Source organism: Streptomyces sp. NPDC047841 (assembly GCF_040704085.1).
Lineage (GTDB): Bacteria > Actinomycetota > Actinomycetes > Streptomycetales > Streptomycetaceae > Streptomyces > Streptomyces argyrophylli.
Window position 1 is genome coordinate 45,890 of the sequence record NZ_JBEYRP010000013.1, and the last position, 25,078, is coordinate 70,967.

Genomic DNA, 25,078 nt, shown 5'->3' on the forward strand with positions numbered 1-25,078 from the left:
CGCCGCGGCCGTGAGCGATCCGACCCGGATCACGGCTGTCCACTGTTCGCGGGGGTGGCGTACGACGTGCCGATCCACGCCTCGTCGACCCGAAGCCGCTGGTAGCGTGTGGTGTCGCTGGAGGCGGCCCAGGTGGTGTCGACCTCGAGCCGGACGTAACGGGCGTTGGCGGCGGTCAGGTCGATGCCCTGCATTCCCCGGCGACTCGGCAGCCGGCCGGTCTTGACCGCGCTGCCCCAGGTCGAGCCGTCGTTGCTCAGGAACACCTTGTAGTCCTTGATCCGCGCGGACTGCTCGGTGTCGGAACGGGCGTAGGCCACGGAGTCCTCACGCTGGTTGAGCCCGATGTACCGCACCTTCTTGGCCGAACCGAGGTCGAAGGTGAGGTTCACGGGCAGGGTCTTGCCGTTGTCCCAGTAGGTGAGGTAGTCGCCGTCCCCGGCGGCCGTCGCGGAGTGTCCGCTCGCGGAGGCGCTCGCGCTGACCTTGACGCCGGTGAGAATGCCCTGGCGGCCGGCCGTCGCGACCTTGAAGACCGTGTCGTACGGGTCCCAGTTCCCGAGCCCGCTCAGGGTGAGCACGCCGCCGGACTGCGACCAGGAAACCGCCTTGCCGGTGCGGAGGTCGGTGACGGAGGCGATGCGGTAGCCGTTGTCCCTCACCCGCAGCGTGCTGGTGCCGGGCGGGGTCAGGACGTGGATGTACTGCCGGCCGGGGTCGTTCCTGGCGATGGTGGTCACCCCGTACGCACCGTCGTTCCAGGAACCGGGCTTGAGGCCGCCGTACATGTAGCCGCCGCCCTCGGTGCCGTGCAGGGACTCCCAGATGGGGTCGAGGTAGGAGTCCGCGAAGGTGTTGAAGGACGCCTGGTTCGACGGGAACGTGCCGTTGACCTGGGCTGTCTCGGCCATCAGCGCCTTGACCGAGGAGCCTGCGTTGGTGACGAGGCGGCCGATGGTGAGCGCCCGGTCGACGGAGGGGTCGGAGCCGTCGTACCACCAGGCACCGGTCGACGGGAGTTTGAAGTCGGCCTCGGTCAGGCGGGGTTGTGCGGTGTAGACCGCCTGCGGGTAGTCGTAGGCCGGGGTCATGCCCGTCTTCTGCTCATTGCTGATCATGTCCATGATCGGCGTGTCCTCGTTGTTGTTGCTGAGCGTGTAGTCCGGGCGCTTGTCGTAGATCTGCCGGTAGAGGTCGTGGCTCTCCCAGTACGGGTTGTCGTTGTCGATCCAGAAGCCACCGAGGCCGGGATAGCGGTCCATGACCTCGAAGAAGTTGTCGTAACCGAACTGACCGAAACCGTCGTTGGTGGTCAGGTCGATGTCCTTGCCCTTGTAGGCGGAGTAGGCGGCCGAGTCCAGCCACTCGTGACCGCCCTCGTCGTGCCACTGGGGGTCGTTGGTCATGTAGAGGATGACCTTCATGCCCTTGGCCTTGGCGGCCGTGATCAGCTCGCCCAGGAAGTCCCGCTTGGTGGAGCAGGAGCCGGGGATCCTGGACGGCCAGGGGCGGGCGTAGCCGAGGCGGCTGTGGAAGGTGGCGAGGACCAGGTACTGGGCGTGCAGCTTCTGCGCCTCGTCGACCCAGTAGCCGGGCGTCCAGCCGCCGTCGGTGACGTCCTTCTCCCAGGCGGTGCAGCTGGTGTGGGCGGGTGCGGTGCGCAGGCCCCAGTGCAGGAAGAGCCCGCCGACGGAGTCGCGGAGGAAGTCCTGGCGGGGGTTCTCCAGGTCGAGCGGCTTCACCGCCGTACTGCCGCAGTCCTGGCTTCCCGAGACCCGCAGGGCACCCCCGGAGGTGGTGTGGCTGTCCGTCAGGCAGCCGCCGGTGACGTTCTGGAAACTCACGTCGAAGGGCGAGTTGCCGCCCTTCTGCGCAGTGAACCGGGTGAGTCGGATGCCGCTGGCCGCGTCGGCGACGAACGCGGGCCGGCCGTCGTCCGAGGCGAACGTCACCGAGCTGTCGGTGAACCGGACGTTGTCGGCGTTGTGGAGGTACCAGCCGTAGGCGGGCCGGGTGCCGATGCTCTTGGGGTTGTAGTCGGTGGAGTCGTTGCTGGGCACGCCCGTCGACATGGTGCCGTGGCCACCGGGGACCGAGATGTGGACGTTGGTGAAGGTCACGCTGTCGATGCGGTGGCCGGACTCGCCCCACAGGGTCGGGCTGAAGGCGGGGCTGTTGCCGGTCGCCGTGATGTTGTCGTACGTGACGTCGCTGATCGATCCGACGCCTGGACTGTTGCCGCACCGCTTGCGTGTGCCGATCTTCTGCATGATCGGCGAGTGCACGTCGGTCAGCCAATCTGCGCTTCGCACACTGATTCATCGGTCAGTTGGGGCCAACGAGGAGGGCACCTGTACCTGATCCGCCGGTGGCGTGCGCGGTGCCCGAACCGGGCGGGACCCGGCTAGCGTGCCTCCGGCCGCCACCCCAGCGCCCGTGAGATCCCCCGCGCCGCCAGGCGCACTGCCGGGATCAGCACGGGTACCTGGGCCGTCGCGTGCGGGACCACGATCGACACCGCCGCCGTCACCCCACCGTCGCGGCCGTGTACCGGGGCCGCCACCGACACGGCGTCCTCGGTGATCTGACGACTGCTCACGGCCACACCCGACCGCCGCACCTCGGCCAGTTCGCGGCGCAGTCGCGCGGGGTCCGTGACGGTGTACGGGGTGAACGCGGTCAGCGGCCCCTCGCAGTACGCCTCCTGGAACGGCTGCCCGCTGTGGGCCAGCAGCGCGAGCCCGACCCCGGTGGCGTGCAGCGGCCAGCGGGCGCCTACCCGGATGTGGACGCCGACCGCGGAGCGTCCGCAGAGCCACTCGATGTACACGACGTCCCCGCCGTCGCGCACGGCCAGCTGCACGTTCTCGTGCGTCGCCTCGTACAGGTCCTCCAGGTACGGCAGCGCCACCTGCCGTAGCGCGAGCCCGCGCGGAGCGAGCGCCGCGACCTCCCACAGCCTCAGGCCCACGTGGTAGAGACCCTCCGCGTCCCGCTCCAGGGCGCCCCACTCGGTCAGGGCCCCCACCAGCCGGTGCGTGGTGGTGAGGGTGAGCCCGGCCCGGCGGCTGATGTCGGTCAGACAGAGCGCCGGATGCGCGTGGTCGAAGGCCGCGAGCACGGCGAGCAGCCGGTCCGGTGCGGAGCGCACCGTCCGCGGGGGCAGCGCTTCGGCGGTCATCGGGACGGCGTCAGCCGAGTTCGCCCGTGACCCGCGTACCCGCCTCGCCCGTGACGCGCGGGGAGGTGCTCGACTCCCGCTGCGGGGCGCCCTCGGAGGTGGCGAGGAGACGCCGGCACCGCGTAGTGGCGCAGCCCGAGCCGGTTCAGCGGAGAGCGGGTGTCCGCGTGCGGCTCGCGCGTCCACGGCTGACGGGCGCCGATCGGGGCGGAGCCCACGGAGTGTTCCGGGGCGTACTGCTGGCCGGTGATCGCGGGCTCCCTGGGCCGGGCCTCCGTCCGGAGGCGGGCGTACGGATGTGCCGCCCCACAGCATGCCGCACGGACCGGTCCGCAACAACCATTGATCTCGTGCCCGGCACCGGTCCCGCCGGCAAGGTGGCCGTCGTCACCGGAAGCCGGCCGTGACCCCGGCCCGGCCTGCTGTGCCTGCCCGTGCCCGCCGGCCACGGCGGCGCCGTGGCTTGAGGGGGGTCCGTCACAGATCGAGCACCAACCGCCCGCCCCGGCACCGGGACACGCAGATCATCATGGTCTCGCCGGACTCCCGCTCCTCGTCCGTCAGGACCGAGTCCCGGTGCTCCGGTGTGCCTTCCAGGACGTCGGTCTCGCAGGTGCCGCAGGTGCCCTCGGTGCAGGAGTAGAGCACCTCGACGCCCGCGGCACGCACGGTGTCGAGGATCGACACCCGCGGCGGGACGGTGAGCGTACGGCCGGTCCGCTCCAGGACGACCTCGAACGCGCCGTCGTCTCCAGCGGGTTGCTCCCTGGGCCGGAAACGTTCGACGCGCAGGGCCCCGGCCGGGCAGCGCTGCTCCACCGCGTCCAGCAGCGCGTCCGGGCCACAGCAGTAGACGAGCGTGCCGTCGGGCAGGTCGTCCACCGCCGCGGCCAGGTCCAGCAGCCCGGTCTCGCCCTGCGGGGCGAGCGTGACCCGGTCCCCGTACGGCTCCAGCTCCGCGGTGAACGCCATCGAGCGGCGGGTGCGGCCGCCGTACAGCAGGGTCCACTCGGCGCCCGCCGCGTCGGCCGCGGCGAGCATCGGCAGGACGGGCGTGATGCCGATGCCGCCCGCGATGAAGCGGTAGCGCGGGGAGGGCCGCAGGGGGAAGTGGTTGCGCGGCCCCCGCACCCGTACCTTGTCGCCCTCGCGCACCCGCTCGTGGACGTACGCCGAGCCTCCCCGCCCGTCGGGCTCACGGAGCACGGCGATCCGCCACAGGTGCCGGTCCGCGGGATCGCCGCACAGTGAGTACTGCCGCTCAAGGCCCGGACCGAGCAGGACGTCGACATGGGCGCCCGGCTCCCAGGCCGGCAGTTCCTCTCCCAGCGGATGGCGCAGGGTGAGGGCGAGAACGCCCTCGGCCGCCGGCTCGCGGCGGTCGACGACGAGCTCGGCTTTGTACACGGTCATGGGGCGGTTCCTCCCGGCTGGTGTCCTTCGGGGTGTGCGAGCATCCACTCCCACATCCGCACCGGGTCCTCGGCGGTGTTCTCGGCACCGCAGTGGCAGGTGCCGTGCAGGACGTCGGTGCCCGGGAGCCAGTCGATGCGGTAGACCTCGCGGCTCACAGCGGCGGACGGCGTGCTCACCGGACCCTCTCCACCGGCTTGTCGCCCTCCTCGACCAGACGGGCGAGGATGCGGCGGGCGGCGAGGCCACCGGTGTCGATGTTGATGCTCAGCTCCTGGTAGCCGGCCCGCTCGGTGCCGAGCGTCTTCTGCAGCAGGTTGAGCGCGTCGACGTCCTGCATGACGACCGTGTGGTTGAAGTCGTGCAGGAACGCGGTGACTTCCTCGTCGTCCTTTGCGAAGTCCCGGGAGACGGCCCAGAAGTCGTACACCTTGCCGTCGGCGGACGGGGTGATCGCATAGGTGATCTCGGTGTGGAAGCCGTTCGGGTCGCTGCCGTCCGGCTCGGGCAGCACGCCGGCCGGGGCGATCCGGCTGTGCAGCAGGTAGAGACAGGGCGCGTGGTACTCGATGTCCTGCCAGCGGGTGATACGGCCCTCGATACCGGTGGAGCGGGCGTAGAAGGGCGGGCACTCGGCGTCGTCCATGTGCCGGCTGACCCGCACGATGCCGGCGCCCTCGTCGACCTCGGTGGTGATCGGCGTCTCGGCGACCTCCGGGGTGCCGATGTAGCCACCGTGCAGATACGTCTCGTGGGAGAGGTCGAGGAGGTTGTCCACCAGCAGGCCGTAGTCGGCGTCGATCGGTTCCATGCCGCGCACCGTGACCCAGTCCGGGGAGTCCAGGTGCCGGGCCCGCGGGATGACCTCCGCGTCGGCGAGCGCCGGATCGCCGATCCACACCCACACCAGGGAGTCCTGCTCGACGACCGGGTACGACGTGACCCGGGCCGTGCGCGGGACGCGCTTCTGCCCCGGCACGTACACGCAGGCGCCCGTCCTGTCGTAGGTGAACCCGTGGTACCCGCACACGATGCGGTCCCCGTCGAGCCGGCTCTCCGAGAGGGGGAAGCGGCGGTGGACGCAGCGGTCGGCCAGTGCGACCGCCGTGCCGTCGTCCTCGGCGCGGTAGAAGACGAGCGGCTCACCGAGGATCGTCCGGCCGAGCAGCTCGCGCCCGACCTCGTGGCTGTAGGCGGCGACGTACCACTGGTTCCTGGCGAAGGCGGTCATGTGAGGCATGGGGTCGGCTCCCGTCTCTCGTGGTGGCGCTATCGTCGGGAGAGCCTCGACAGGGGCGCAACACGGCTTCCGCCCCACGGAAGAGACCGTACGAACACCCCGTCCGTGGCCCGCCGGAGGCGTTGGTCCGGCCGGGGCAAGGCCCACCCGGTGATGCCCGGACCGACGCCGGGACAGGGCCGGGTCACCGCAGGGCGACCCTCGGTCCGTTCACCGAATCGTGGAGTTCGCCGGGGCTTCTGGACTAAGCTCCGGACTCGAGTCGTCCCTCGCTGCTCTTTCCGCGTGCCCGGTTGGATTCCTCGATAGGGAGGCAGCGCCGCATGAGCCGATACGCCCACGTGGCCTTCACCGAAAACGTCCGACGCGTCCAGCAGGAGCGGGGAAGCGCCGCCGCCATGCAACGGCTCCTCGCCTCGGACCCGGAGCGCGCCGACCGACTGGGCGCCGACGAGGCCGAGTTCATCGCGGCCCGCGACGGGTTCTACCTCGGCACGGTGACGGAGACCGGCTGGCCGTACATCCAGTTCCGCGGCGGACCGCCCGGGTTCGTGCACGTGCTGGACGAGGAGACGCTGGCCTTCCTCGACGTGCGGGGGAACCGGCAGTACATCACGACCGGGAACGTGCGCGGGAACGACCGGGTGTCGCTGTTCTTCATGGATTACGCGCACCGCACCCGGCTGAAAGTACTCGGCCGGGCCGAGATCAGGGACGCCGCCGAGTTCCACGGCCTGCGGGACCGGTCGGGGGACGCGCGCACCGACGGGCACGAGGAGGCGCTGATCGTCGTGCGGGTCGAAGGCCTCGCCTGGAACTGCGCCAAGCACATCACCCCGCGCTTCTCCGAGGCCGAGCTCGCGCACGTGCTGGAGCCCGTGTACGAGCGCATCGTGCGCCTGGAGGAGGAGAACCGGGAACTGCGCCAGCGGCTCGGGGCGCGGACCTGATCCGCATCCCGAGCCGCGTCCGTGCCCGCCCCGCCGCGGTCAGCCGGCCGCGGCCAGCCGGTCCTTCGCCAGGGAGGCCAGGAGCAGGGCGCCGTCGCCCAACACCTCGTTGCCGAACACCGCGTCGGCGCTGTGGTTGAAGCTCGCCGTCCCCGGGTCGCGGTCGGGCGGGCAGGCGCCGAGGAACAGCATCGCCCCCGGCACCCGGTCCAGCACGAAGGAGAAGTCCTCCGAGGGACTGAGGGTGTTCGGGGACCAGACGAGCCGCCCCGGACCCAGCGCCCTCTCGACCGTGCCGGCCGCGAAGTCCGCCTCGTCCGGGTCGACGACGGTGACCGGGTAGTCCATGGAGTGCTCCACCGTCACCGTGACCCCGTGGGCCGCGGCGACGCCCTCCAGCACCCGCCGCACCCCCTCCACGACCTGGGCCTTGGCCCCCGGCCCGAAGGTCCGGACCCCGATCTTCAGCTCCGCCTCGTCCGGGATGATGTTGGCCGACGTGCCCGCGTGGATGCTGCCGACCGAGAGCAGCACCGGGTCGAAGGGGTCGAAGCCCCGGCTCGCGTACGTCTGGAGCGCCAGGACCATCTCGGCCGCGGCCGGGACCGGGTCCTTCAGGAGCTGCGGCTGGGAGTCGTGCCCGCCCCGGCCCCGGACGGTCACGCGCAGGGCGTCACCCCCGGCCAGCAGCGGGCCCTTGCGGGTCAGCAGCCACCCGGGCGGCAGCATCGAGGAGGCCACGTGCAGCGCGTACGCCGCCACCGGGCGCGGGCCGGCCGCCTCCAGCACCCCCTCCTCGATCATCAGCCGCGCGCCGTGGTGCCCCTCCTCTCCCGGCTGGAACATGAACACCACGTCGCCGCGCAGCCCGTCCCGGTCCTCGGTGAGCAGCCGGGCCGCGCCCACCAGCATGGCCGTGTGCAGGTCGTGCCCGCAGGCGTGCATCCGGCCCTCGATCTTGGACGCGTACGGGACGCCGCTCGTCTCCGTCAGCGGCAACGCGTCCATGTCGGCGCGCAGCAGGACGACGGGACGGTCGCCGTCCCCCGCGTCCGGGCCCCCGCCGCGCAGCACGGCGGTGACGGAGGACAGCCCGCTGCCGGTCGTGATCTCCAGGGGCAGTCCGTCGAGCGCCGCGAGCACCTTGGCCTGGGTCCGCGGCAGGTCGAGCCCGAGTTCCGGTTCCCGGTGGAGGTCCTCGCGCAGTCGTACGAGGTCCTCCACCAGGCCGGGACCGGGACGGTGCCCGCTCACTTGACCGCCGTGATGATGCCGTGCGGCGTGATGGCCTCGGTGCAGCGGGTGCGGCGCACCTGGTCGAACCCGACCTCCTTCAGTGACTTCTCGTAACCCTCCCAGGAGTAGAGCATCCCGCCCTCGCCGGCCACCGCCGCGAAGAAGGGGCTGGCCAGGGCGGCCATGAGGGGACCGTCGTAGTTGTCCTCGGACATCGAGTTCAGGATCAGCACCCGGCCGCCGTCCGGCAGCACCGCGTGGGCGTGGCCCAGGAGCACGCGGATGCGGTCCTGCGGCCAGATCTGCAGCTGGTGCACGAACATCACGGTGTCGTGCCCCTCGGGGTAGTCGCCCGCGAAGATGTCGCCCTCGATCACCTTGACGCGGTCGCTGAGCCCGGCCTCCTCCACCCGCTTGCGGGCCAGGTCGACCACCTTGGGGATCTCCAGGACCGTGACCTCGACGTCCGGGTGCGCCCGGGCCACCGCCATCGCCATCGTCGCGTCGCCGCCGCCGACGTCGAGGACGCGCCGGGAGGCGCTGAAGTCGCCGTACTTGATCAGGTGCTTGCTGGCGACGGCCGACCAGGTGCCCATGAAGTGGTAGAAGACCTTGAGCAGTTCGGGGTCCTCGCTGAGCCGGTGGTAGACGGTGGCGCCGTCGCCCGGGTAGCGGCGCAGGCCGATGTTGCTGTTGGCCCGCAGGGACTCGGTGAAGTCGACGAGGCCCGGGTAGGTGACGTACGCCTCGAACCCGACGACGGCCTTGACGAGTTCCCAGTGGCCGCCTGTGAACAGGTCCGAGACCGACTTCGAGTTGCGGTACCCCTCCTCGGTGCGCTCCACCAGCCGCAGCGAGGTGACGCCGAGCAGCAGGATGTCCAACGACCGCTCGGCGAGGTCCAGTTCCGCGCCGATCCGCTCGCGCGGCGTGCCGGGGCTGCGCTGCAGCAGGTCGAAGAGGCCGAGTTCGACACCGGCGCGGGTGAACTGGAAGGCGTTGTGTCCGAGCAGCACGGTGGTCAGGGCGTCCGGGACGACGCTCTCGGGCTGGGTCTGTACCTCGGTCATGATGCTTCTCCCTGGAATGAGAGGGTGTCGATCAGGTCGTCTGTGGTGAGCGACTGCATGCCGGAGGCGGCTGTGGAACCCCGGCCGTCCGGGGCGTCCGGGGCGGTGACGGCGACCGCGCCGACCACGTCGGGCGGTACGCCGGGCAGGTCGTACAGGAGTCGGCGGCCGAGCCGGAACGGCCGGTCCCGGCCCGTGGGGGACAGCGGCAGGCGTGCGAGGTCCACGTCCGCCATCGCGGGCAGGCCCCGCGCGGTGAGCTTGACCAGTGCCTCCTTCCGTACCCAGGTCCGCAGGAACGCGCGGTGCGGGGCGGGCGACCCGCGGATCCGGTCGGTCTCGCCGCGGGTCAGGAACGACCCGAAGCCGCGCAGGTCGGGCCCGCCGGCCCGGGCGGCCGGGCCGGGCAGCCGCTCGACGTCGATGCCGACGGCGTGATCGGCCGCCGCGGCCGCCACCACCCCGTCCGCGTACGACAGGCTGACCCCGCACCGCGCTCCCGTGACCCGCGGCCGGCCGTGCGGGCCCGCGCAGAGCGGGCACCGCTGGTCCAGCGCGACGTCCCGGACGGTGCCGCCGGTCCGCCGTGCCACGCACATCCGGGCCAGGACGTGCGCGGCGAGGAAGTCGGCCCGGGCCCGCGCGGTGCGGGCGGCGGCCAGGCGCCGCCGCTCCGCGGCCGTCAGGAGCGAGGCGTCCGCACCGGGCAGGGCCAGGAGCCGGTCGGTGTGCGCGACGGCGACGGTCACGGCCGCCGTCACCGGCTCCTCACCTCTTGCGCTGGCTGTAGACGACACCGGCGAGGGACAGCGCGCCGCCCGCCACCGCGAGCCACGGAGGCGTCTCGTCGAGGATCAGCCAGGCCAGGGTGACCGCGATCGGCGGGGACAGGTAGGTCAGCGCGCCCATCTTCCCCGCGGTGGAGCGGGCCAGCGCGTACCCCCAGGTCGTGAAGGCGACCGAGGTCGGGAAGACGCCCAGGTACACCGTCCAGCCGATCGCCTTGCCGCTCGCGTGCGAAAGGTTGTCGATCAGCTGGGGCAGGAACGGCAGGCAGAGCACCGCGCCGACGACACAGGCCAGCCAGGTGATCACCAGGGCCGAACTGTTGCCGAGCAGCGGCTTCTCGGTGACGACGCCGCCCGCGTACGCGGCGGCGGCCAGCAGCGCCAGCGCACTGCCCGTCCCGGCCTCCAGCCCCTTGCTGGAGGTGGCGAGGCCGATCAGCAGGACACCGGCGAGGGCGACGCCGCCGCCGACGACCAGCGGACGGGGGAAGCCCTCCTTGAGCAGCAACCCGGCCAGGACGGCGATCAGTACCGGACCCAGGCTGATGATCATGGATGTGGTGCCCGCGTCGATCCGCTGCTCGGCGGCGTTCAGCGCCACGTTGTACACACCGAACCACAGCAGACCGCACAGCACCAGGCGCGGCAGGTCGGAGCGCGGCGGCAACGGGACCCTTCGGACCAGGACGACCACGCCCAGCAGCACCGCGCCGATGAACAGCCGGGCCAGGGTCAGCGCGCCCGGATCGAGGTCCTTGCCGGCCGCGCGGATGCCGATGAACGCGGAAGCCCACAGGAAGACGGTGAGCAGCCCGGCCGCGACCGCGAGCGGCGGAGTGCCCGGGGACGGGGCCGGGGGCTGTGGCGAATCCGGTGAGGCGGTCCCCTGATTGGCTTTCGCGGAGGTCACAGATGTTCACTTCCTTGTCGTTCTGCGAGGACGGTTCGCTCGCAGGTGTCCAGGGCCGCCGCCAGCCGCCGCGCGACCTGGGCGACATGGGGCGGGCCGAGCAGGGTGAAGTGGTTCCCGGGGAGCGTGGCCTCCTCGCGGACACCGCCCCGGGTCTGCCGCGCCCAGGAGGCGCGGTGCTCGCGGAGCCGGTCACGGGCCCACCAGAGCGTCAGCGGGGCGTCGACGACCGACGGCCGGTGCGCGAGCACCAACCGCTCGTGCAGCTCGGCCAGTTCCGCCTGCCGGAGCAGGGCCTCGGACGGCAGCACTCGGGAGCCGCGCTCCTCGGCCCAGGTGGTCAGCAGCTTCAGGCGCTCCGTCAGCGGCAGCCCGCGCAGCCGGTCGCGCAGCGCCGCGGTGTCCTCGGCGGTGACGTCGAGTCCGGGCAGCGAGTCGGCCAGGGCGACGGCGGGTGCGAGCAGCGGGTCGGGTTCGCCCTCACCGGGTACGGAGGAGTCCAGCAGGGCGACCAGCGCGACGCGCTCGCCCGCCGCCTCCAGGCCGGCCGCCACCTCGACCGCCAGGGCGCCGCCCATCGACCAGCCCGCCAGGTGGTAGGGCCCGGTCGGCCGGCGCTCCCGGATCACGTCCACGTACTGGGCGGCCATCTCCGCCAGGGTCGCCGCCTCGGCCTCGCCGGTCAGGGCGCGCGACCGGATCGCCAGCACCTCGCGGCCCGGCGGCAGCAGCGTCACGAGCTGCCGGTACGCCATCACGTCCCCGCCCGCCGGATGCAGCAGGAACAGCGGCGCGGGCGTGACCGGCGCCCGCAGCGACAGGATCAGCGAGTGCTCGGACCCCGCCGAGACCAGCTCGGCGAACCGGGCCACCGTGGGCGCCTCGAACAGGGCGGTGAGGGGCAGCCGCACCCCGAAGCGGCGGGCCACCACCGCCATCAGGCGTGCCGCGAGCAGCGAGTGCCCGCCCAGCTCGAAGAAGTCGTCGTCCGGTCCGATGGCGTCCGCGTCCCGTCCGAGCAGCCCGGCCCACAGGCCGGCGACCGTGCGCTGGAGCGCGGTGCGCGCCGCGCGGGCCGGGGCGGTGGCGGCGGCCGGGGCGGGCGCGGGCAGGGCCGCGCGGTCGAGCTTGCCGTTGGCGGTGACGGGCAGGGCGGTCAGCGGCACGAGGACCGGGGGCACCATGTAGTCCGGCAGGGACCGTTCCAGGAAGGCCCGCAGTTCCCGCGGTCCGGGCGGCTCGGCTCCGGCGGCCGGGACGACGTACCCCACCAGCCGGTCGTCCAGCAGCCGCACCGCCGCGGCCTGCACGGACGGGTGGGCGGCCAGCCGCGCCTCGATCTCGCCGAGTTCGACGCGGAAGCCGCGCAGTTTGACCTGGCCGTCGACGCGGCCGACGAACTCCAGCGCGCCGTCGGGCCGTTGCCGCACCAGGTCGCCGGTCCGGTACAGCCGTCCGCCGGGCCGGCGCGGGTCGGGCACGAAGCGCTCGGCGGTGAGCTCGTCACGGCCCCGGTACCCGGCCGCGAGCTGCACCCCGCCGATGTGCAGCTCTCCCACGACGCCGGGGGGCAGCGGGGTCAGCCGGTCGTCCAGCACGTCCAGGGTGGTGTTGGCGACCGGATGCCCGATGGGCACGGGGCCGGCCGCGTCCTCGGGTCCGCACGGCCACGCCGAGACGTCGACGGACGCCTCCGTGGGGCCGTACAGGTTGTGCAGCTCGACGGCGGGCGGCGGGAACACCTCGAAGAACCGGCCGACGAGGTCGGGCGGAAGGGCCTCGCCGCTGGCGATCACGCGGCGCAGCGAACCGCAGCCGGCGGCCGCCGGGTCGGCGAGGAAGACGCGCAGCATCGACGGGACGAAGTGCACGGTCGTCACCGACGTACGGCGGATCACCCCGGCCAGGTAGCCGGGGTCGCGGTGGCCGCCGGGCCGGGCCACGACGAGCCGGGCTCCGGTCATCAGCGGCCAGAAGAACTCCCACACGGACACGTCGAAGGTGAAGGGCGTCTTCTGCAGCACCGCGTCGGCCGCGGTGAGGCCGTACTCCTCCTGCATCCACAGCAGGCGGTTGCAGATGCCCCGGTGGGTGAGCATGACGCACTTCGGCGTGCCCGTGGACCCCGACGTGTAGATGAGGTAGGCCAGTTGGTCCGGCGCCACCACCACCTCGGGGGCCGTGTCCCGCGGATCCGGCGGCTCGGCCAGGTCGACCCGCAGCACCGGTACGCCGTCCGGGAGGGCGTCCGGCGACCCGGTGACGAGGACCAGCTCGGCGCCGGCGTCGGCGAGCATGAACGCCTCGCGCTCCGCGGGCGTGGCCGGGTCGAGCGGCAGGTAGGCCCCGCCCGCCTTGAGGACGGCGAGCAGGCCGACGACCAGCTCCAGGGAGCGCTCCATGCGCACGGCCACCGTCGTACCGGGCGCGAAGCGGTCCTCGCCGACGGCCCGCCGGATCCGCCGGGCCAGCCGGCCGGCCGCGGCGTCCAGCTCCGCGTACGTCAGCGAGCGGTCCTCGAAGACGAGTGCGGTGGCGTCGGGGGTACGGCGCGCCTGGCGCTCGATGTGCGCGTGCAGCGGGATGCCGAGGTCGTAGGAGCGCGCGGTGTCGTTCCAGGCGTCGAGCTGCTTCAGCTCCTCGTCCGACAGCATCCGCGGGGCGGACAGCGCGTCGTCGGGCCGGGTCAGCAGGGCGTCGAGCAGGGCCAGGTAGTGCCCGGTGGTCCGCTCCCGCTGCACCTCGTCGAAACAGGCGGTGTTGAAGTCGAAGTCGAGCACGAAGCGCGGCGGCGCGGTGGCGTCCCGGCGCAGCTCGCGGACCTGGAGGGTGAGCCGGTCGGGGGAGTGCCCGGTGTCGAGCAGCTCGAAGCCGGCCGTGCCGCCGAAGCCCTCGAAGGCCGCGTTCTGGTAGTTGAGGTACACGTCGTACAGACGGGTGCCGCCGCGATGCCGGGGCACGTGGTCCTGGTACCGGGCCGCTTGCAGGAAGGCGCGCTGCGTCTCGCGGGCCAGGTGGCGCAGCGTGGTGTCGCCGCCGACCCGCAGGTGCAGCGGCAGCACGTTCATGAACAGGCCGGCCGTGTCGCGGAACTCGGCCGGGCGGTTGGCGAACGGCGTCCCCACGCGCAGCAGTTCGCCGCCGCCGATCCGGCGCAGGTAGGCGAAGAGCGCGGCGGCGAACGCGACGGCGGGCGAGGCGTGGCCCTCCTGCCGGGCGAACTCGGCGATGCGGGCGCTGCGTCCGGCGCCGAGGTCCAGGGTGAGCCGGGCGGTGCGGGTCGTGCCCGCCACGTCGTCCTCCCTGCCGTAGAAGGCCAGCCGCTCCACCGGCTCGGCCAGCGTCTCGCTCCAGTGGCGTTCGGCCCGGGCGCGGCGCTCCGAGCCGCGCAGCGACCGCTCGTGGTCGACGTACGCCTGGAACGGCGGCAGCGGCGCGGCCTCGTGGAGACTCCCTCGCCGGTCCAGGTCGTAGTACGCGGAGACGGTGCGCAGGAACAGGCTCATGGACCACGCGTCGCAGACCAGGTGGTCCACGTTGAGGTACCACGCGTACGCCGTGTCGCTCAGCTTCAGCAGCGCGGAGTCGAAGACGCACCGCTCCGGGTCGAGCCCCGGCCCGCTGCGCCGCCGGGCCCAGCGCAGGGCGGCCTGCCGGGGATCGGGTTCGGCGGAGAGGTCCACCAGGTCCACCGGCGCCGGTACGGACCCGGTGACCCGCCGCAGGGGCACGCCGTCCACCTCGTGGAAGGTGCTGCGCAGGGCGTCGCTGTGGTCCACCAGCTTCTGGAAGGCGCGCTGGAAGCGGCCGTGGTCGAGCGGGGCGGCGATGGTGTAGAGGGCGGTGACGTTCTCGTAGTACAGCCGCACGCCCGCCGCGGTCCTCTTGCCGAACCACAGGGCGAGCTGACTGTCCGTCAGGTTGGTCTCGGGCTCGGCCGCCGTCCGAGTCCCGGGCTCCGGCCCGCCCGTCACCGCGACCGCCTCCGGCGAACGCACGGCCTGCCGGACCGCCTGCTGGAACTCCTCCGCCCAGCGGGCGACGGTGGCGGCGTCGAACAGGCCGGTGCGGTACTCGAGGCAGCCCAGCAGCTCGCCGTCCTGCTCGCGCAGGTGCAGGCTGAGGTCGAGCGGGGACACGCCGAGGCCGAAGTCGTCCGGGGCGGCCGGGGTGACGGTCAGCCGCCCGGCGCGCCGGCCCCCGGCGAGGGCGGGCTGGAGCGAGAACGCGGTCTGCCGCAGCACCGTCCGCCCGGGCAGCCGGGGCGGCTTCGTCTCCCGCACGATGTCACCGAACGGGAGGCCGTGCGTCAGCGCGCCCCTGACCGCCTCGCCGGCCTGCCGGGCCGTCTCCGCGAACGTCTGCCCGGGCCGCAGCCGCAGCCGCAGCGGCAGCGTGTTGACGAAGAAGCCGATCAGCGCCTGTTCGCCGGCTCCCCTGCGCTCGTCCACGGGGGCGCCGACGACGACGTCCAGGGCCCCGGTGATCCGGTGCAGCGTGACGGCGTACGCGGCGAGCAGCAGGCCGTAGACGGTGGACCGGTCACGGCCGGCCGCGGCGCGCAGCTCCTCGTGGAGGCCGGCGGACAGGCGGAAGCCGTGCCGGGCGCCCTCGATCGCCTCCCGCGCCGGCCGGGGCCGGTCGGTGGGCAGTTCGAGCACCGGGAGCTCACCGGACAGCTCGCCGCGCCAGTACGCCACCGACCGGTCGCGCTCGGCGCCGGCCGGCCGGCGCTCGTCGGCCGGGAGGGCGGCGGGGGGCGGCAGGGGAGAGGGGCGCCCCGCGGCGAACGCCTCGTACAGCGCGGCCAGTTCGGCGGTGAAGACGCCCATCGACCAGCCGTCGCAGACGAGGTGGTGCGCGACCACGGTCAGCACGTGCCGCTCGGCCGTGAACCGGTAGAGCGTGAAGCGGGCCAGGGGCGCCTCGTCCAGTGCGAAGGGGCGCTTGCCGTTCTCGGCGTGCGCCCGGCGCGCCCGGCGCTCCCGCTCCGGCGGCTCCAGGTCGCCCAGGTCGACCAGGGGGAGGTCGACGGGCCGGGGCGCGACGACGTGCCGTACCGGTGTGCCGTCCCGCTCCTCGAACGCCGTGCGCAGCGACTCGTGCCGGGCCGTGATCTCGGTCAGCGCCCGGCGCAGCGCGTCCGCGTCGAGCGGCCCTTCGAGGTGCAGCGCGGCGGAGAGGTGGTGGGCCGGGCTGTCCGGGGCGAGGCGCTGGAGCAGCCACAGCCGTTGCTGCGCGTCGGAGGCGGCGCCGGGTTCGGCGGGCCGCGCGGCGGGCCCGGCCGGGCGCTGCCGCAGCCGGGCCATGAAGCGGGCGCGCTCCGGCCCGGACAACTCGGCGAGGCGTCCCAGGAGTTCGCTCACGAAGCCGCCCCCGCCACCCGTTCCAGGATGTCGTCGATGTTCGCGTGGGTCTCCAGCAGGGCGGCGATCCACCGCTCCAGACCGAAGGCGACGCATCCCGTGAAGGCCGGTCCGCCGTCGGCCAGGGAGATGCCGCAGCGCTCCCCGAAGAAGTTGCGGTGGAAGTTCAGCGAGCCGATGGCCAGGTCGCCGCCGTGCACGAACTCCTCCTTCACCGGGAACAGCTGCGCCAGCAGCGCCCGACCGCCGCCCTTCTCGAAGAACGGGTCCGACGCCGGCTGAACGGCCAGCTCCAGCCCGAGCCGGGCCGCGAACTCCACCACCTTCGGCCGGAACGCGGCCAGGTGCGCCAGCACGGCCTCGCGGGGCCCCAGGCACACGATCTCCCGCATGGTGAACCCGTGCAGCCGGCGCAGCCCGTCGTAGTGGTCCTCGTTGCGGAAGCACTTGGCGACGGTGGTGACGTGGCGGGGTCCGGCGAGGGTCGCGGAGCGGTGGTGCAGGTACACGTTGTAGCAGGCCGCGGAGGCCAGGCCGTACGCGCTCGCGCCGAGACGCTCCGGCGGCAGCGCCGCGCCGTCCTCCACCTTCTGGGCCGGCAGCTTCAACGGGGCCGTCATCAGGGCGAGTTGCGGGAAGTTGTCGAAGTAGTCGATGGACGCCAGGTCCGCCGTGCCGATGACCGCCGGGAAGAGCATCGGGGTCGCGCCGCACTCCTCGGCCCAGCCCCGGAAGCGCTCGTCCAGCAGGTCCATGAGGCGGACGAGTTCCGGGCCGAGGGCGACCAGCCCGCCGCGTTCCGTGTAGAGATCACTCATGGCCCACCGCGCCGGCGCCGGTGGCGTCCGCCAGGACCGTGTCGCGTATGCCGCGCAGGGTCCGGAACCCGACGACGTTCTCCGGGGTCAGCTCCAGCTCCCGGCCCGCCAGCTCCTCCAGCAGGAGCAGCAGCTGGGGGAAGTCGAGGGAGTCGATGAGCCGGCTGTCGATGAGGTCCTCGTCCCAGCCGATCCCGGTGACCTCCGGGTTGCGGGCCAGCAGCCACGCCCGTACCTGCTCTATCACGTCCGTCGCCATCAGGCCGCGGCCTCCTGGAACGGAGAGGCGGTGATGATGTCCTGGCTCACCAGGAACCGGGTGATGCGCTTGAAGAACGTCTCGTGGTAGGCGGCGCGTGCCGGGTCCCGCAGCAGTTCCTCACGGAAGGCGAAGGCCTCGGGGATGCCGGCGTCCCGGTACACGGCCGGGTTGTAGAGGGACTGCACGCTCGCGGTGATGTAGCGCCGGAGGTAGACGTCGAGACGCTCGCGCAGCTCGTGGTCGCCGCGCTCCCGCAGGGGTTCGTACAGAAGGCCCACGAGCTTGCGGCCCATGATGATGTGCCGCCACTCGTCGTCGTGGTGGACCTGGTTCACCTCTCTGATCAGGGGGTGCAGGGTGGTGTCGCGGCCCATCCTGATGTTGAAGTGGTCGACCAGCTCCTCGAAGATCAGGATGCGGGCGAAGACCAGGAAGTTGGCGACGGCGGCGTCCTCCTCCGGCGTCGCGACCGGAAGCGACTTGTCGGGGTAGATCTTGCCGCCGTAGCGCAGGCAGAACTGGGCGAAGAACCACATGTGCCCGTTCTCCTCGCCCAGGAAGCGGTGGAAGAACTCGGACGGCAGCTCGAAGCCCCGAGTGTGTATGCGCCGGGTCACCTCGATCAGCAGCTCGCGTATGCCGTGGATGTTGAGGCTGAAGAAGTTGATGCTCTCCCACTTGCTCAGCCGCATGAGCTGCTTCTCGTCCAGCTCCCGTGCGTGCCGCGTGCCGGCCACCGTGAGCAGCTCGGGCGTCATCCACCACTGCTCCTCGGCGAGTTCGTCCACCCAGTCGAACCGTGTGTAGGGGCTGTAGTGGTGGTCGGTGGCGTCGGCGACCAGGTTGTCCAGCGTTTCCACCACGTCCGTCGTATCCATGTGCCCCCCTGGTGGGATCAGCGTGCGTCAGGAACGGTGAGACCTTCGGTCCAAGAGGTCGGTGCTCGCGCTGTTCAGCCGTTGTCGCTCCGGGCGATCAGACCGGCGGCCTGCTCGTCGTCCACGGTGAGCGGTCTGCTCTCCAGCAGGGCGGCCAGCTTCGCGACGGTCGAGGCCTGGAAGAGGTCGCCCGTCGTGACCCGTACCGGCAGCTCCGCCTCGATGCGGACGGCGAGCTGCGACAGGAGGAGGGACTGCGCCCCCGAGGCGAAGAAGTCGTCGTGCACCCCGACCTCGTCCCGTCCGAGCAGCTCCGCCCAGATGTCCGCGATCAGCGCCTCCAGCGGGGTGCGCGCGGGGACGGCGGTCCGCTCGCCGGACGCCGCCGTGCCCTCGGGCCGCCAGCCGCCGACCGGCGACAGGTCCCCGGACAGGTACGCCTCGCGCGTCGCGCGGCGCTGGATCTTGCCGCTGGAGGTCTTGGGGATGGTGCGGGGCGGGATGAGCACGAGTTCGTGGAGGTCGGCCTCGCACTCCTCGCGCACCGCCCGGCGGACGGCGAGCGCGACGGCTTCCGCGTCCGCGCCGTCCACGACTTCCGCCACCAGGACCAGCCGCTCCTCCGCGTCGACGGGGACCGTGAACGCCGCGGCGCATCCGGGCCGCAGGGCGGGGTGGCTCTGCTCGGCGGCGCCCTCCACGTCGTGCGGGTACACGTTGCGGCCCCGCAGGATGAGCAGGTCCTTCAGCCGGCCGGTGACGGCGAGCGCGCCCTCCTCGTCCAGGGCCCCGAGGTCCCCGGTGCGCAGGTACGGGCCCCGGCCGTCCGGGAGCGTGGCGCCGAACAGGGCCGCGCTCTCGGTGGGACGGCCCCAGTAACCCGCCGAAACACTCGGTCCCGACACCCAGATCTCGCCGACCCGCCCCGCCCCGGCCGGCGCCAGGGTGACGGTGTCCACCACGACGACGGACTGGTCGCCCCGGGCGGTCCCGCACGCGATCCGGGACACGCCCTCGACCGGGAAGCGGCGCACGCTCTCGCCGACCGGGTCGGCGGTCACCAGCAGGGTGGCCTCCGCCAGGCCGTAACTGGGACGGAAGGCGCCGGCGTCGAAGCCGACCGGGGCGAACCGTTCCGTGAACCGCTCGGTCGTGTCCACGCGCACGGGTTCCGCACCGTTCACGGCGGCGCGCCAGGACGAGAGGTCGAGCGACGCCCGTTGTTCGTCGTCGATCTTCCGCAGGCACAGTTCGTATCCGAAATTCGGGGACGGGCTGATCGTGCCCCGGTGCACGGAGATCGCTTTCAGCCACCGATAGGGTTTCTGGAGGAAATGCAGGGGCGCCATCAGAATGCCCGGGAATCCGCCGTAAAGTGGTTCCAGGATGGCTCCGATAAGGCCCATGTCGTGATACGGGGGGAGCCAGCTCACCATGACGTCGTGACCGGACCCGGCAAAAGCCCGGTAGATGGCTTCCAGATTGTGGATGAGGTTCGCGTGCGACAGCATGACGCCGCGCGGAAGCCGCGTCGAACCGGAGGTGTACTGGAGGAAGGCGAGGTCCTCCGGGGCCGTGGCGACCGGCCGGGCGCCGAGCGGCCCGTCCGCCTGGGGCGCGCCGCCCGCCAGGGCGTCGGTCGCGAGCCACTCCAGCGGGGCGTCCAGCGCCGACCGGGCGATCGGCAGCAGGTCCTTCGTGGTCAGGGCGATGCTCGCGCCCGCGTCGGCGATGATGGCGTCCAGCCGGCCGAGGCTGCGGGCGTCCTGGGGCGGGTAGGCCGGCACGGCCACGACGCCCGCGAGCAGGCACCCGAAGAACGCGGTGATGTAGTCGAGGCCCGGGGCGAAGAGGAGGAGCGCCCGTTCGCCGCGCCCGTGCCGCGCGCCGAGAGCGTCGGCCACGTCGGCGGCCGCCGCGTACAGCTCCCGGTAGCTGATCCGCCGTTCGTCGTCCTCGCCGTCGACGAGGAATACGTACGCCGTGGCGTCGGGATTTTCTAATGCTCTGTCCCGGAGTATATGAACCAGAGTAGGTGATGTCGGCGACGAGATTGCGGGCATACTGACCGCCCCTCCGGACGCGATAAGACCGTATTCCTTCAGCTACCTGCCGGCCGCACGAGGGGCAAGACTAAATGCGGGTCCAGGCCACGTCAATGCGGTGGTCAGGGGCGTCCGCAATGGTCGCCGATATTCTGCCACCGGAGGCGGATGGAAGATCTTGGTGAAACGTTGCGGTGATGTTTCACGGTGTCCTGCGGGTGGCGTGCGGCGTGCCGGTCCGGCCGGCCGGGAGCCGCTGGGCCGAGTGCCGTTCCCGCAGGCGGGAGGAGGTGACCGGCGCGTCGGTGCGGGAGCCTCCCCTGTCGCTCCGCTCTCCCCGCGTCACCCGGCCGGGCGTGCGTCGGTGCCGTCGGTGACGGCGAACGGCGTCGGATCGTGTCCGAAACATGACAGGAAAGCGTTCGGTTCAGGCCGGTTGTAGGCGCTGGCGGGGTGCGTGGGTGCGTGGGTGCGTGGGTGCGTGGGGTGCGCGGCGCGGGTACGGCGGGTCCGTGCGGGCGTGCCGTCCGATGGTGTCCCGGGCCGGTCGCAGTCACATCTACCCGCGCTTGCCTCTGCGGTGGGGGTGGGGGCGGGGACGGTCGGGGAGCCAGAAGGAGCGGGACAGGACCTTCTGCTCGTGTTTGGTCCGTTCCCGGGTCAGCTCCTCTCTGAAGCGCCGCCCGTGCGTCCGCAGGGCCTTGGCGGCGAGCCGTTCCGCGACCAAGCGGAGATCCGCGGACTGCAGGGCGCCGACCAGGGCCGCCTGATCGGCGAGCGAGCGCAGGTGGAGCACGCGGTCCAGGACACGTTCCAGCACCCGTTCCCCGCGGTCGCCGCCGCCCGCCGAGAGCTGCTTGGCCAGCAGGGCGACGTCGAGGACCGGGCAGTCGGCGTACCTGGTGCGGATGACCGCGTCGAGGGGGCCGATGTACCCCGCGGCTTCGAGTGCCAGCAGCAGGGACGTCAGCGGGGCGAGATCCATGTCGTCGGCGAGCCGGCACAGGTGGTCCTGGCCGGCGTACCGCGATCCCGCCCTGGCGAGGGCCACGAGGAACTGGCCCGCCTGGCCGACGAGTTCACCGTGCAGCATGCACTGGAAGACGGTCTCGGCGGGCTCGGCCAGGCCGTGGTGCTCCAGCAGGGTGAGCAGCGCCGCGGCATCCGCCGGTGCCAGGACGCGAGCCGCGGTCCGCAGCAGCGGCCCCGCGCCCACGGTCGCGCCGTCCAGGTCGTGCAGCAGCTGGGCGATCTGGTCCGCCGTTCTCGTCCGCACGACCAGGACCAGCAGGTCCGCTGCGAACTGGTCACGTCCAGCCAGGTAGAGCTCGCTGATCAGGATGGCGACGTCGTCGACGGGACGGCACCGCGCGGCCCGGGACAGCACCGACCAGTCGCGGCCGTCCCGGAGCACCTGGACGAGCGGAATCAGATGACCGACGCTGCGGGCCTGGGTCTCGGCGAAGACGGCCTCGGCGTCCGGCCCGAGGCCGTGGTCGGTCAGGGACCGTATGAACTCCGCGATGTCCGCCGCGGACCGTCTGGCCGCCGCCGCCCGCTGTAAGGCATCGGCCTGCCGGACCAGGTTCCTGTCGCGCAGCGTGATGCTCAGTGTCACCAGATCGGGAACGGTGCGCTGGGCGGCGGCGGACATGGCGACGACCACCGCGTCGTCGAGTTCCCCACCGGCCAGGGTGAGGGTCACCGCCACCAGGTCGGGGACCGGGCGGACCGCGGCCGCCGCTCCCAGGAGACTCTCGGCGTGTCCCGGCAGGCCGGCCCGGTGCAGCGCCAGGGCGAAGTCGGCCAGGTCCTCGGGCTGGTGGAACTTGACCGATGCCTGCAGGAGGGTCACCACGTAATCCTCCAGGCCCTCCCGGAACAGTTCCCTGGCCAGGGCGCTGGTGTCGTCGACCGAGCGCACCATCACCATGGCGGGCAGCGCGGTCCGCGCATGCGCGTCGAACCCCGCCTGCCGCAGCGCGCACAGAAGTCCGGCCACCTCCTCGACGGTGCGGGACTGACTGGCCGACCGCACCAGCTCGCTCGCCATGGCCTTACGGGTGCGCAGCTCCAGATCGCCCACGGCGCGCACCAGTTCCGGCACCGAGGACCTGCGGTCGGCCTCCTCCAGCATCACCATGATCGAGGGAGCTTCATCGCCCTCCCGGCCGGACTCGGACACCTCCTGAAGGGTCTCGAGCCGGGCCTCCAACCGGTGGCAGAGGTCCTCGGCGGCGATCAGTTCGGCACGGGTGACCGCCAACGCTTCCTGAAGGTAGACGACCTGCTCCTGGAGGTCACCGCTCTCCTCCTGGAGCCGGGCGTACTCCCCCTGCCACAGCTCCACCTCACCCCGGCGGGCTTCCAGCTGTGTCTCCAGCTTCCGGCACCGGCTCCGTACCCGGGCCAGGCGGCCCTCCCGGTCCAGCAGCGCCTCCTCCAGGGCACGCTGCCGCGTGGTGATACGACGGGTCTCCTCGTCTGCCTCGGCCAGCTGGTCCTGGAGTCCCTGCACCTCGCTGCCGTGCTGGTTGCTCCTGAGCGCCGCCCGGTGCAGGTCCCGCAGCGCCGCCTCCGCCTCGGGGGTGAGGGGGGCCTGCCTGTCCTGGACGTCCGTGATGACCCCGGCGACGAAGTCCCACGGCGGGACCCGCTCACCGCTGAGGTACCGGCTCACCGAACCCGGGTGGAGGAACCGGCGGGCCGCATAGCGCCGCACGCTGACTCCGAGGAGCAGGAAGACCCGGCGGAGATCCTCCGCCAGCGCCCGCCTCTCCGGGGGCAGGCTGTTCTTCAGAGCGGCCAGCGTGACCGGCGGGGCGGTCACGGTCGGCTCGCCGGGGGCGCGTACGTGCTCTTCGTACATTCCGGCAGTATCGCTGGCCTTCCAACCCCGCAGTGGGCCGGCACCGTTGCCGTCCAGGGTGGCAACACCCGCCTGCCTGCTGCCACTTCGGGAGGCAACACGCGCAACGCTCTCCGGCTGGCTCGCCGCGGCCACGATGGACCGGGACCTGGTGTGAGCGAGAGGAAGAAGCATGAGGATCACCGACGAGGCCGGGCGGCCCCGGGCCGTCCGCGCCGCCTTCTGGCGACGTCTCGTCCGTCAGGCTGCCATCGGCGCTGCCGGGGCCGCCGGTTCGGGCGCCGTGAGCCTGCTGGTGTGGTGGCTGCGCGGGGGCTGAGGGGAGTTGCAGGGGGCTCTTTGCCGCGCTTCCGGGTAAGAGCTGACCGGGCCCTTCCGCCTCGCCAGGGCGGGTGAGGACGGTCGGTCGTACCCATGAAGTGCCCACGCAGTGCCGCCCATGACGTGCCCGCGGCCGGCGCCTGGGCGGCAAGCAGTGCCACCGCGGTCGCGGCGGCGGCCGCCGGTGCGGCGTCGCCTGCGGACGGCCGGGCGGGGCGGTGGCGCGGGCTGTCTTCCGCCGCAGCGGAGCGATCAGCCTCCCGCAGAGCCAGAGCCAGAGCCAGAGCCGGAGCCGGAGCCGGAGCCGGAGCCGGAGCCGGAGCCGGAGCCGGAGCCGGAGCCGGAGCCGGAGCCGACCGCGAGCGCGGTTGCAGTATCAGGGATCGTCCGGCGGATCACGGGCGGATCTGGTGGTGGATGCGCAGGTAACAGGCCGTGTCCACGTTCGACAGCCACCCCGTAGACATGGGGAAGCTCATCGCCACCGTGAGTTCGGGTGACATTCCCGCCGCCCGCGCGATGGTTCCCTACCGGCTTCTCGATATGGCCGACGACGGCCTTGGCCTGCTCACCGCGCTGGGTGTCGAACGCGCCCACGTGGTCGGTGCGTCGATGGGCGGAATGATCGCTCAGACGATGGCCCCCACCTCCCCGGAGCGGGTGCTGACCTTGACGTCGATGATGTCCTCGACCGGCGAGAAGATCATCGGTGCCGTGGTCGCCCACACCGGCTGAGCAGGTACGCCCCCAGCCCCACCCCTCGCGGTGCCGGATGTGCCGAAGGCGACCGGGCCTGTTGTCGACACAAGTGCCGGGTACATCCGGTGTGCCGCGTCATGGGCGGAGCCACGGGTGGAAGCAACCGCCCGAGCCGCGCGAGGTGCCGGTACCCGAGCCCGGCCCGGGGCAGGTCCTGGTGAAGGGCGACGGCGCCGGGGTATGCCCTCGGCTTCTCCAGGTAGGTGCCATGACACCTCCTTCGGATCCCTCCGGTCATGTCTCCCCACGCGGGACCGAACCACAGGAGGGCCCCCTGGCCGAAGGCATGACCGCCCTGGCGAACATGGGCTGGCAGATCCTGCTCACCCTGGGCCTCGCCACGATCGCCCTAGGCGTCATCGCCCTGGTCTGGCCCGGCGAGACGCTCCGCGTCGTCGGCGTGCTCTTCGGCGTCTATCTGCCGGCCACCGGTGTCTTCCAACTCGCCGGTGCCTTCGGCACCCACGTCCCCCGGCACCTTCGCGTACTGCACTTCATCACCGGCGCGGCCTCCATTCTGCTCGGACTGGTCTGCTTCCGGGGCCCCCTCGAGTCGGTCTTCCTGCTCGCCCTGTGGATCGGCTTCGGCTGGCTGCTGCGGGGCACCTTGGAGACGGTCGCCCCGGCCTCCGATCAGACCATGCCGGCCCGCGGCCGGCACGTGGCCTTCGGCATCATCGGCACGATGGCCGGCATCGTCATGATCGTCATGCCCTTCGCCTCGATCGCGACACTCGCCCTGGTGGTGGGCGTCATGGCCATCGTCGTCGGCCTGACCGAGGTGGTCCGCGCCATCAGGACACGCGTCGAGATCGGTCAACTCGCCGGCGGCACGACCGCCCAGCGGCGCAGCCTGTTCCACGCACATCCGCACCCCCAGCACTGATCGGTCCGATAGCACTGATCGGTCCGAGGCCGGGCAGCGGCACGGAACGGGGCCGTGCCCCCCAACGGTGGAGGGCACGGCCCCGC

At 72.5% G+C, this 25,078-nt stretch carries 18 protein-coding genes and 1 pseudogene; 4 read left to right on the forward strand and 15 right to left on the reverse strand.

The genetic code is table 11. The annotated features are described in order from the left end of the window. Nucleotides 1-29: 29 nt before the first annotated feature. The 5 genes from AB0947_RS22540 to AB0947_RS22560 all read right to left on the reverse strand — a co-directional run bounded on the left by AB0947_RS22540 (nucleotide 30) and on the right by AB0947_RS22560 (nucleotide 5,834). On the reverse strand, nucleotides 30-2,312 hold the full coding sequence (locus AB0947_RS22540; protein ID WP_366752123.1) for a discoidin domain-containing protein: 2,283 nt from the start codon (nucleotides 2,310-2,312) through the stop codon (nucleotides 30-32). Between the two features lie 92 nt (nucleotides 2,313-2,404). Next, on the reverse strand, nucleotides 2,405-3,181 hold the full coding sequence (locus AB0947_RS22545) for an IclR family transcriptional regulator (protein WP_366752124.1): 777 nt from the start codon (nucleotides 3,179-3,181) through the stop codon (nucleotides 2,405-2,407). A 477-nt stretch (nucleotides 3,182-3,658) separates the two neighbouring features. Next, nucleotides 3,659-4,594, reverse strand: a complete 936-nt coding sequence (locus AB0947_RS22550; protein WP_366752125.1) for a PDR/VanB family oxidoreductase — start codon at nucleotides 4,592-4,594, stop codon at nucleotides 3,659-3,661. Next, a complete protein-coding gene (locus AB0947_RS22555) occupies nucleotides 4,591-4,773 on the reverse strand; it encodes a hypothetical protein (protein WP_366752126.1) in 183 nt (60 codons plus the stop codon). The genes AB0947_RS22550 and AB0947_RS22555 overlap by 4 nt, the downstream gene beginning before the upstream one ends. Beyond that, entirely contained in the window at nucleotides 4,770-5,834 is a 1,065-nt protein-coding gene (locus AB0947_RS22560) for an aromatic ring-hydroxylating dioxygenase subunit alpha (protein WP_366752127.1), read from the reverse strand. The genes AB0947_RS22555 and AB0947_RS22560 overlap by 4 nt, the downstream gene beginning before the upstream one ends. A gap of 323 nt (nucleotides 5,835-6,157) precedes the next feature. Between AB0947_RS22560 and AB0947_RS22565 the strand changes: the two genes are divergently transcribed. Further along, nucleotides 6,158-6,784 (forward strand): pyridoxamine 5'-phosphate oxidase family protein, encoded by a 627-nt coding sequence (locus AB0947_RS22565; protein ID WP_366752128.1) that lies wholly within the window; start codon nucleotides 6,158-6,160, stop codon nucleotides 6,782-6,784. Nucleotides 6,785-6,823: 39 nt separating this feature from the next. Here AB0947_RS22565 and AB0947_RS22570 read toward each other — a convergent pair whose 3' ends face one another. From AB0947_RS22570 to AB0947_RS22615, 10 genes are all read right to left on the reverse strand, one after another. Next, nucleotides 6,824-8,038: a M20 family metallopeptidase gene (locus AB0947_RS22570; RefSeq protein WP_366752129.1), complete on the reverse strand. Its 1,215-nt coding sequence runs from the start codon at nucleotides 8,036-8,038 to the stop codon at nucleotides 6,824-6,826. Continuing rightward, nucleotides 8,035-9,090: a methyltransferase gene (locus AB0947_RS22575; RefSeq protein ID WP_366752130.1), complete on the reverse strand. Its 1,056-nt coding sequence runs from the start codon at nucleotides 9,088-9,090 to the stop codon at nucleotides 8,035-8,037. Before AB0947_RS22575 ends, AB0947_RS22570 begins: the two co-directional genes overlap by 4 nt. Next, nucleotides 9,087-9,851 (reverse strand): 4'-phosphopantetheinyl transferase superfamily protein, encoded by a 765-nt coding sequence (locus tag AB0947_RS22580; protein ID WP_366752131.1) that lies wholly within the window; start codon nucleotides 9,849-9,851, stop codon nucleotides 9,087-9,089. Before AB0947_RS22580 ends, AB0947_RS22575 begins: the two co-directional genes overlap by 4 nt. Nucleotides 9,852-9,858: 7 nt before the next feature. Then, nucleotides 9,859-10,788, reverse strand: a complete 930-nt coding sequence (locus tag AB0947_RS22585) for a DMT family transporter (protein WP_366752132.1) — start codon at nucleotides 10,786-10,788, stop codon at nucleotides 9,859-9,861. Next, entirely contained in the window at nucleotides 10,785-16,154 is a 5,370-nt protein-coding gene (locus tag AB0947_RS22590; RefSeq protein ID WP_366752133.1) for an amino acid adenylation domain-containing protein, read from the reverse strand. Before AB0947_RS22590 ends, AB0947_RS22585 begins: the two co-directional genes overlap by 4 nt. Continuing rightward, nucleotides 16,151-16,972 (reverse strand): hypothetical protein, encoded by an 822-nt coding sequence (locus tag AB0947_RS22595; protein WP_366752134.1) that lies wholly within the window; start codon nucleotides 16,970-16,972, stop codon nucleotides 16,151-16,153. Before AB0947_RS22595 ends, AB0947_RS22590 begins: the two co-directional genes overlap by 4 nt. Beyond that, complete coding sequence (locus AB0947_RS22600; RefSeq protein ID WP_366752135.1) at nucleotides 16,965-17,231, reverse strand: acyl carrier protein; 267 nt, start codon at nucleotides 17,229-17,231, stop codon at nucleotides 16,965-16,967. The genes AB0947_RS22595 and AB0947_RS22600 overlap by 8 nt, the downstream gene beginning before the upstream one ends. Then, the gene (locus AB0947_RS22605) at nucleotides 17,231-18,112 is read right to left on the reverse strand and encodes a diiron oxygenase (protein ID WP_366752136.1); all 882 of its coding nucleotides are present in this window, start codon (nucleotides 18,110-18,112) and stop codon (nucleotides 17,231-17,233) included. Before AB0947_RS22605 ends, AB0947_RS22600 begins: the two co-directional genes overlap by 1 nt. A gap of 74 nt (nucleotides 18,113-18,186) precedes the next feature. Next, nucleotides 18,187-20,175: an AMP-binding protein gene (locus AB0947_RS22610; protein ID WP_366752137.1), complete on the reverse strand. Its 1,989-nt coding sequence runs from the start codon at nucleotides 20,173-20,175 to the stop codon at nucleotides 18,187-18,189. A 541-nt stretch (nucleotides 20,176-20,716) separates the two neighbouring features. After that, on the reverse strand, nucleotides 20,717-23,026 hold the full coding sequence (locus tag AB0947_RS22615; RefSeq protein WP_366752138.1) for an ATP/GTP-binding protein: 2,310 nt from the start codon (nucleotides 23,024-23,026) through the stop codon (nucleotides 20,717-20,719). 172 nt (nucleotides 23,027-23,198) lie between these two features. On the opposite strand from AB0947_RS22615, the gene AB0947_RS22620 reads away from it, so the two are divergent. The 3 genes and pseudogenes from AB0947_RS22620 (at nucleotide 23,199) to AB0947_RS22630 (ending at nucleotide 24,992) form a co-directional block, all read left to right on the forward strand. After that, entirely contained in the window at nucleotides 23,199-23,345 is a 147-nt protein-coding gene (locus tag AB0947_RS22620) for a hypothetical protein (RefSeq protein WP_366752139.1), read from the forward strand. A 437-nt stretch (nucleotides 23,346-23,782) separates the two neighbouring features. Then, nucleotides 23,783-24,046, forward strand: a pseudogene (locus AB0947_RS22625) (alpha/beta fold hydrolase); the annotation flags it as partial. A gap of 268 nt (nucleotides 24,047-24,314) precedes the next feature. Beyond that, a complete protein-coding gene (locus AB0947_RS22630; protein WP_366752140.1) occupies nucleotides 24,315-24,992 on the forward strand; it encodes an HdeD family acid-resistance protein in 678 nt (225 codons plus the stop codon). Nucleotides 24,993-25,078: the final 86 nt, after the last annotated feature.

Coding starts and splice junctions, on each gene's coding strand:
- AB0947_RS22595 (WP_366752134.1), bottom strand. CDS start 16,972: ATGAGTGATCTCTACACGGAACGCGGCGGGCTGGTCGCCCTCGGCCCG.
- AB0947_RS22560 (WP_366752127.1), bottom strand. CDS start 5,834: ATGCCTCACATGACCGCCTTCGCCAGGAACCAGTGGTACGTCGCCGCC.
- AB0947_RS22615 (WP_366752138.1), bottom strand. CDS start 23,026: ATGTACGAAGAGCACGTACGCGCCCCCGGCGAGCCGACCGTGACCGCC.
- AB0947_RS22630 (WP_366752140.1), top strand. CDS start 24,315: ATGACACCTCCTTCGGATCCCTCCGGTCATGTCTCCCCACGCGGGACC.
- AB0947_RS22550 (WP_366752125.1), bottom strand. CDS start 4,594: ATGACCGTGTACAAAGCCGAGCTCGTCGTCGACCGCCGCGAGCCGGCG.
- AB0947_RS22605 (WP_366752136.1), bottom strand. CDS start 18,112: ATGGATACGACGGACGTGGTGGAAACGCTGGACAACCTGGTCGCCGAC.
- AB0947_RS22545 (WP_366752124.1), bottom strand. CDS start 3,181: ATGACCGCCGAAGCGCTGCCCCCGCGGACGGTGCGCTCCGCACCGGAC.
- AB0947_RS22620 (WP_366752139.1), top strand. CDS start 23,199: ATGAGGATCACCGACGAGGCCGGGCGGCCCCGGGCCGTCCGCGCCGCC.
- AB0947_RS22610 (WP_366752137.1), bottom strand. CDS start 20,175: ATGCCCGCAATCTCGTCGCCGACATCACCTACTCTGGTTCATATACTC.
- AB0947_RS22565 (WP_366752128.1), top strand. CDS start 6,158: ATGAGCCGATACGCCCACGTGGCCTTCACCGAAAACGTCCGACGCGTC.
- AB0947_RS22575 (WP_366752130.1), bottom strand. CDS start 9,090: ATGACCGAGGTACAGACCCAGCCCGAGAGCGTCGTCCCGGACGCCCTG.
- AB0947_RS22600 (WP_366752135.1), bottom strand. CDS start 17,231: ATGGCGACGGACGTGATAGAGCAGGTACGGGCGTGGCTGCTGGCCCGC.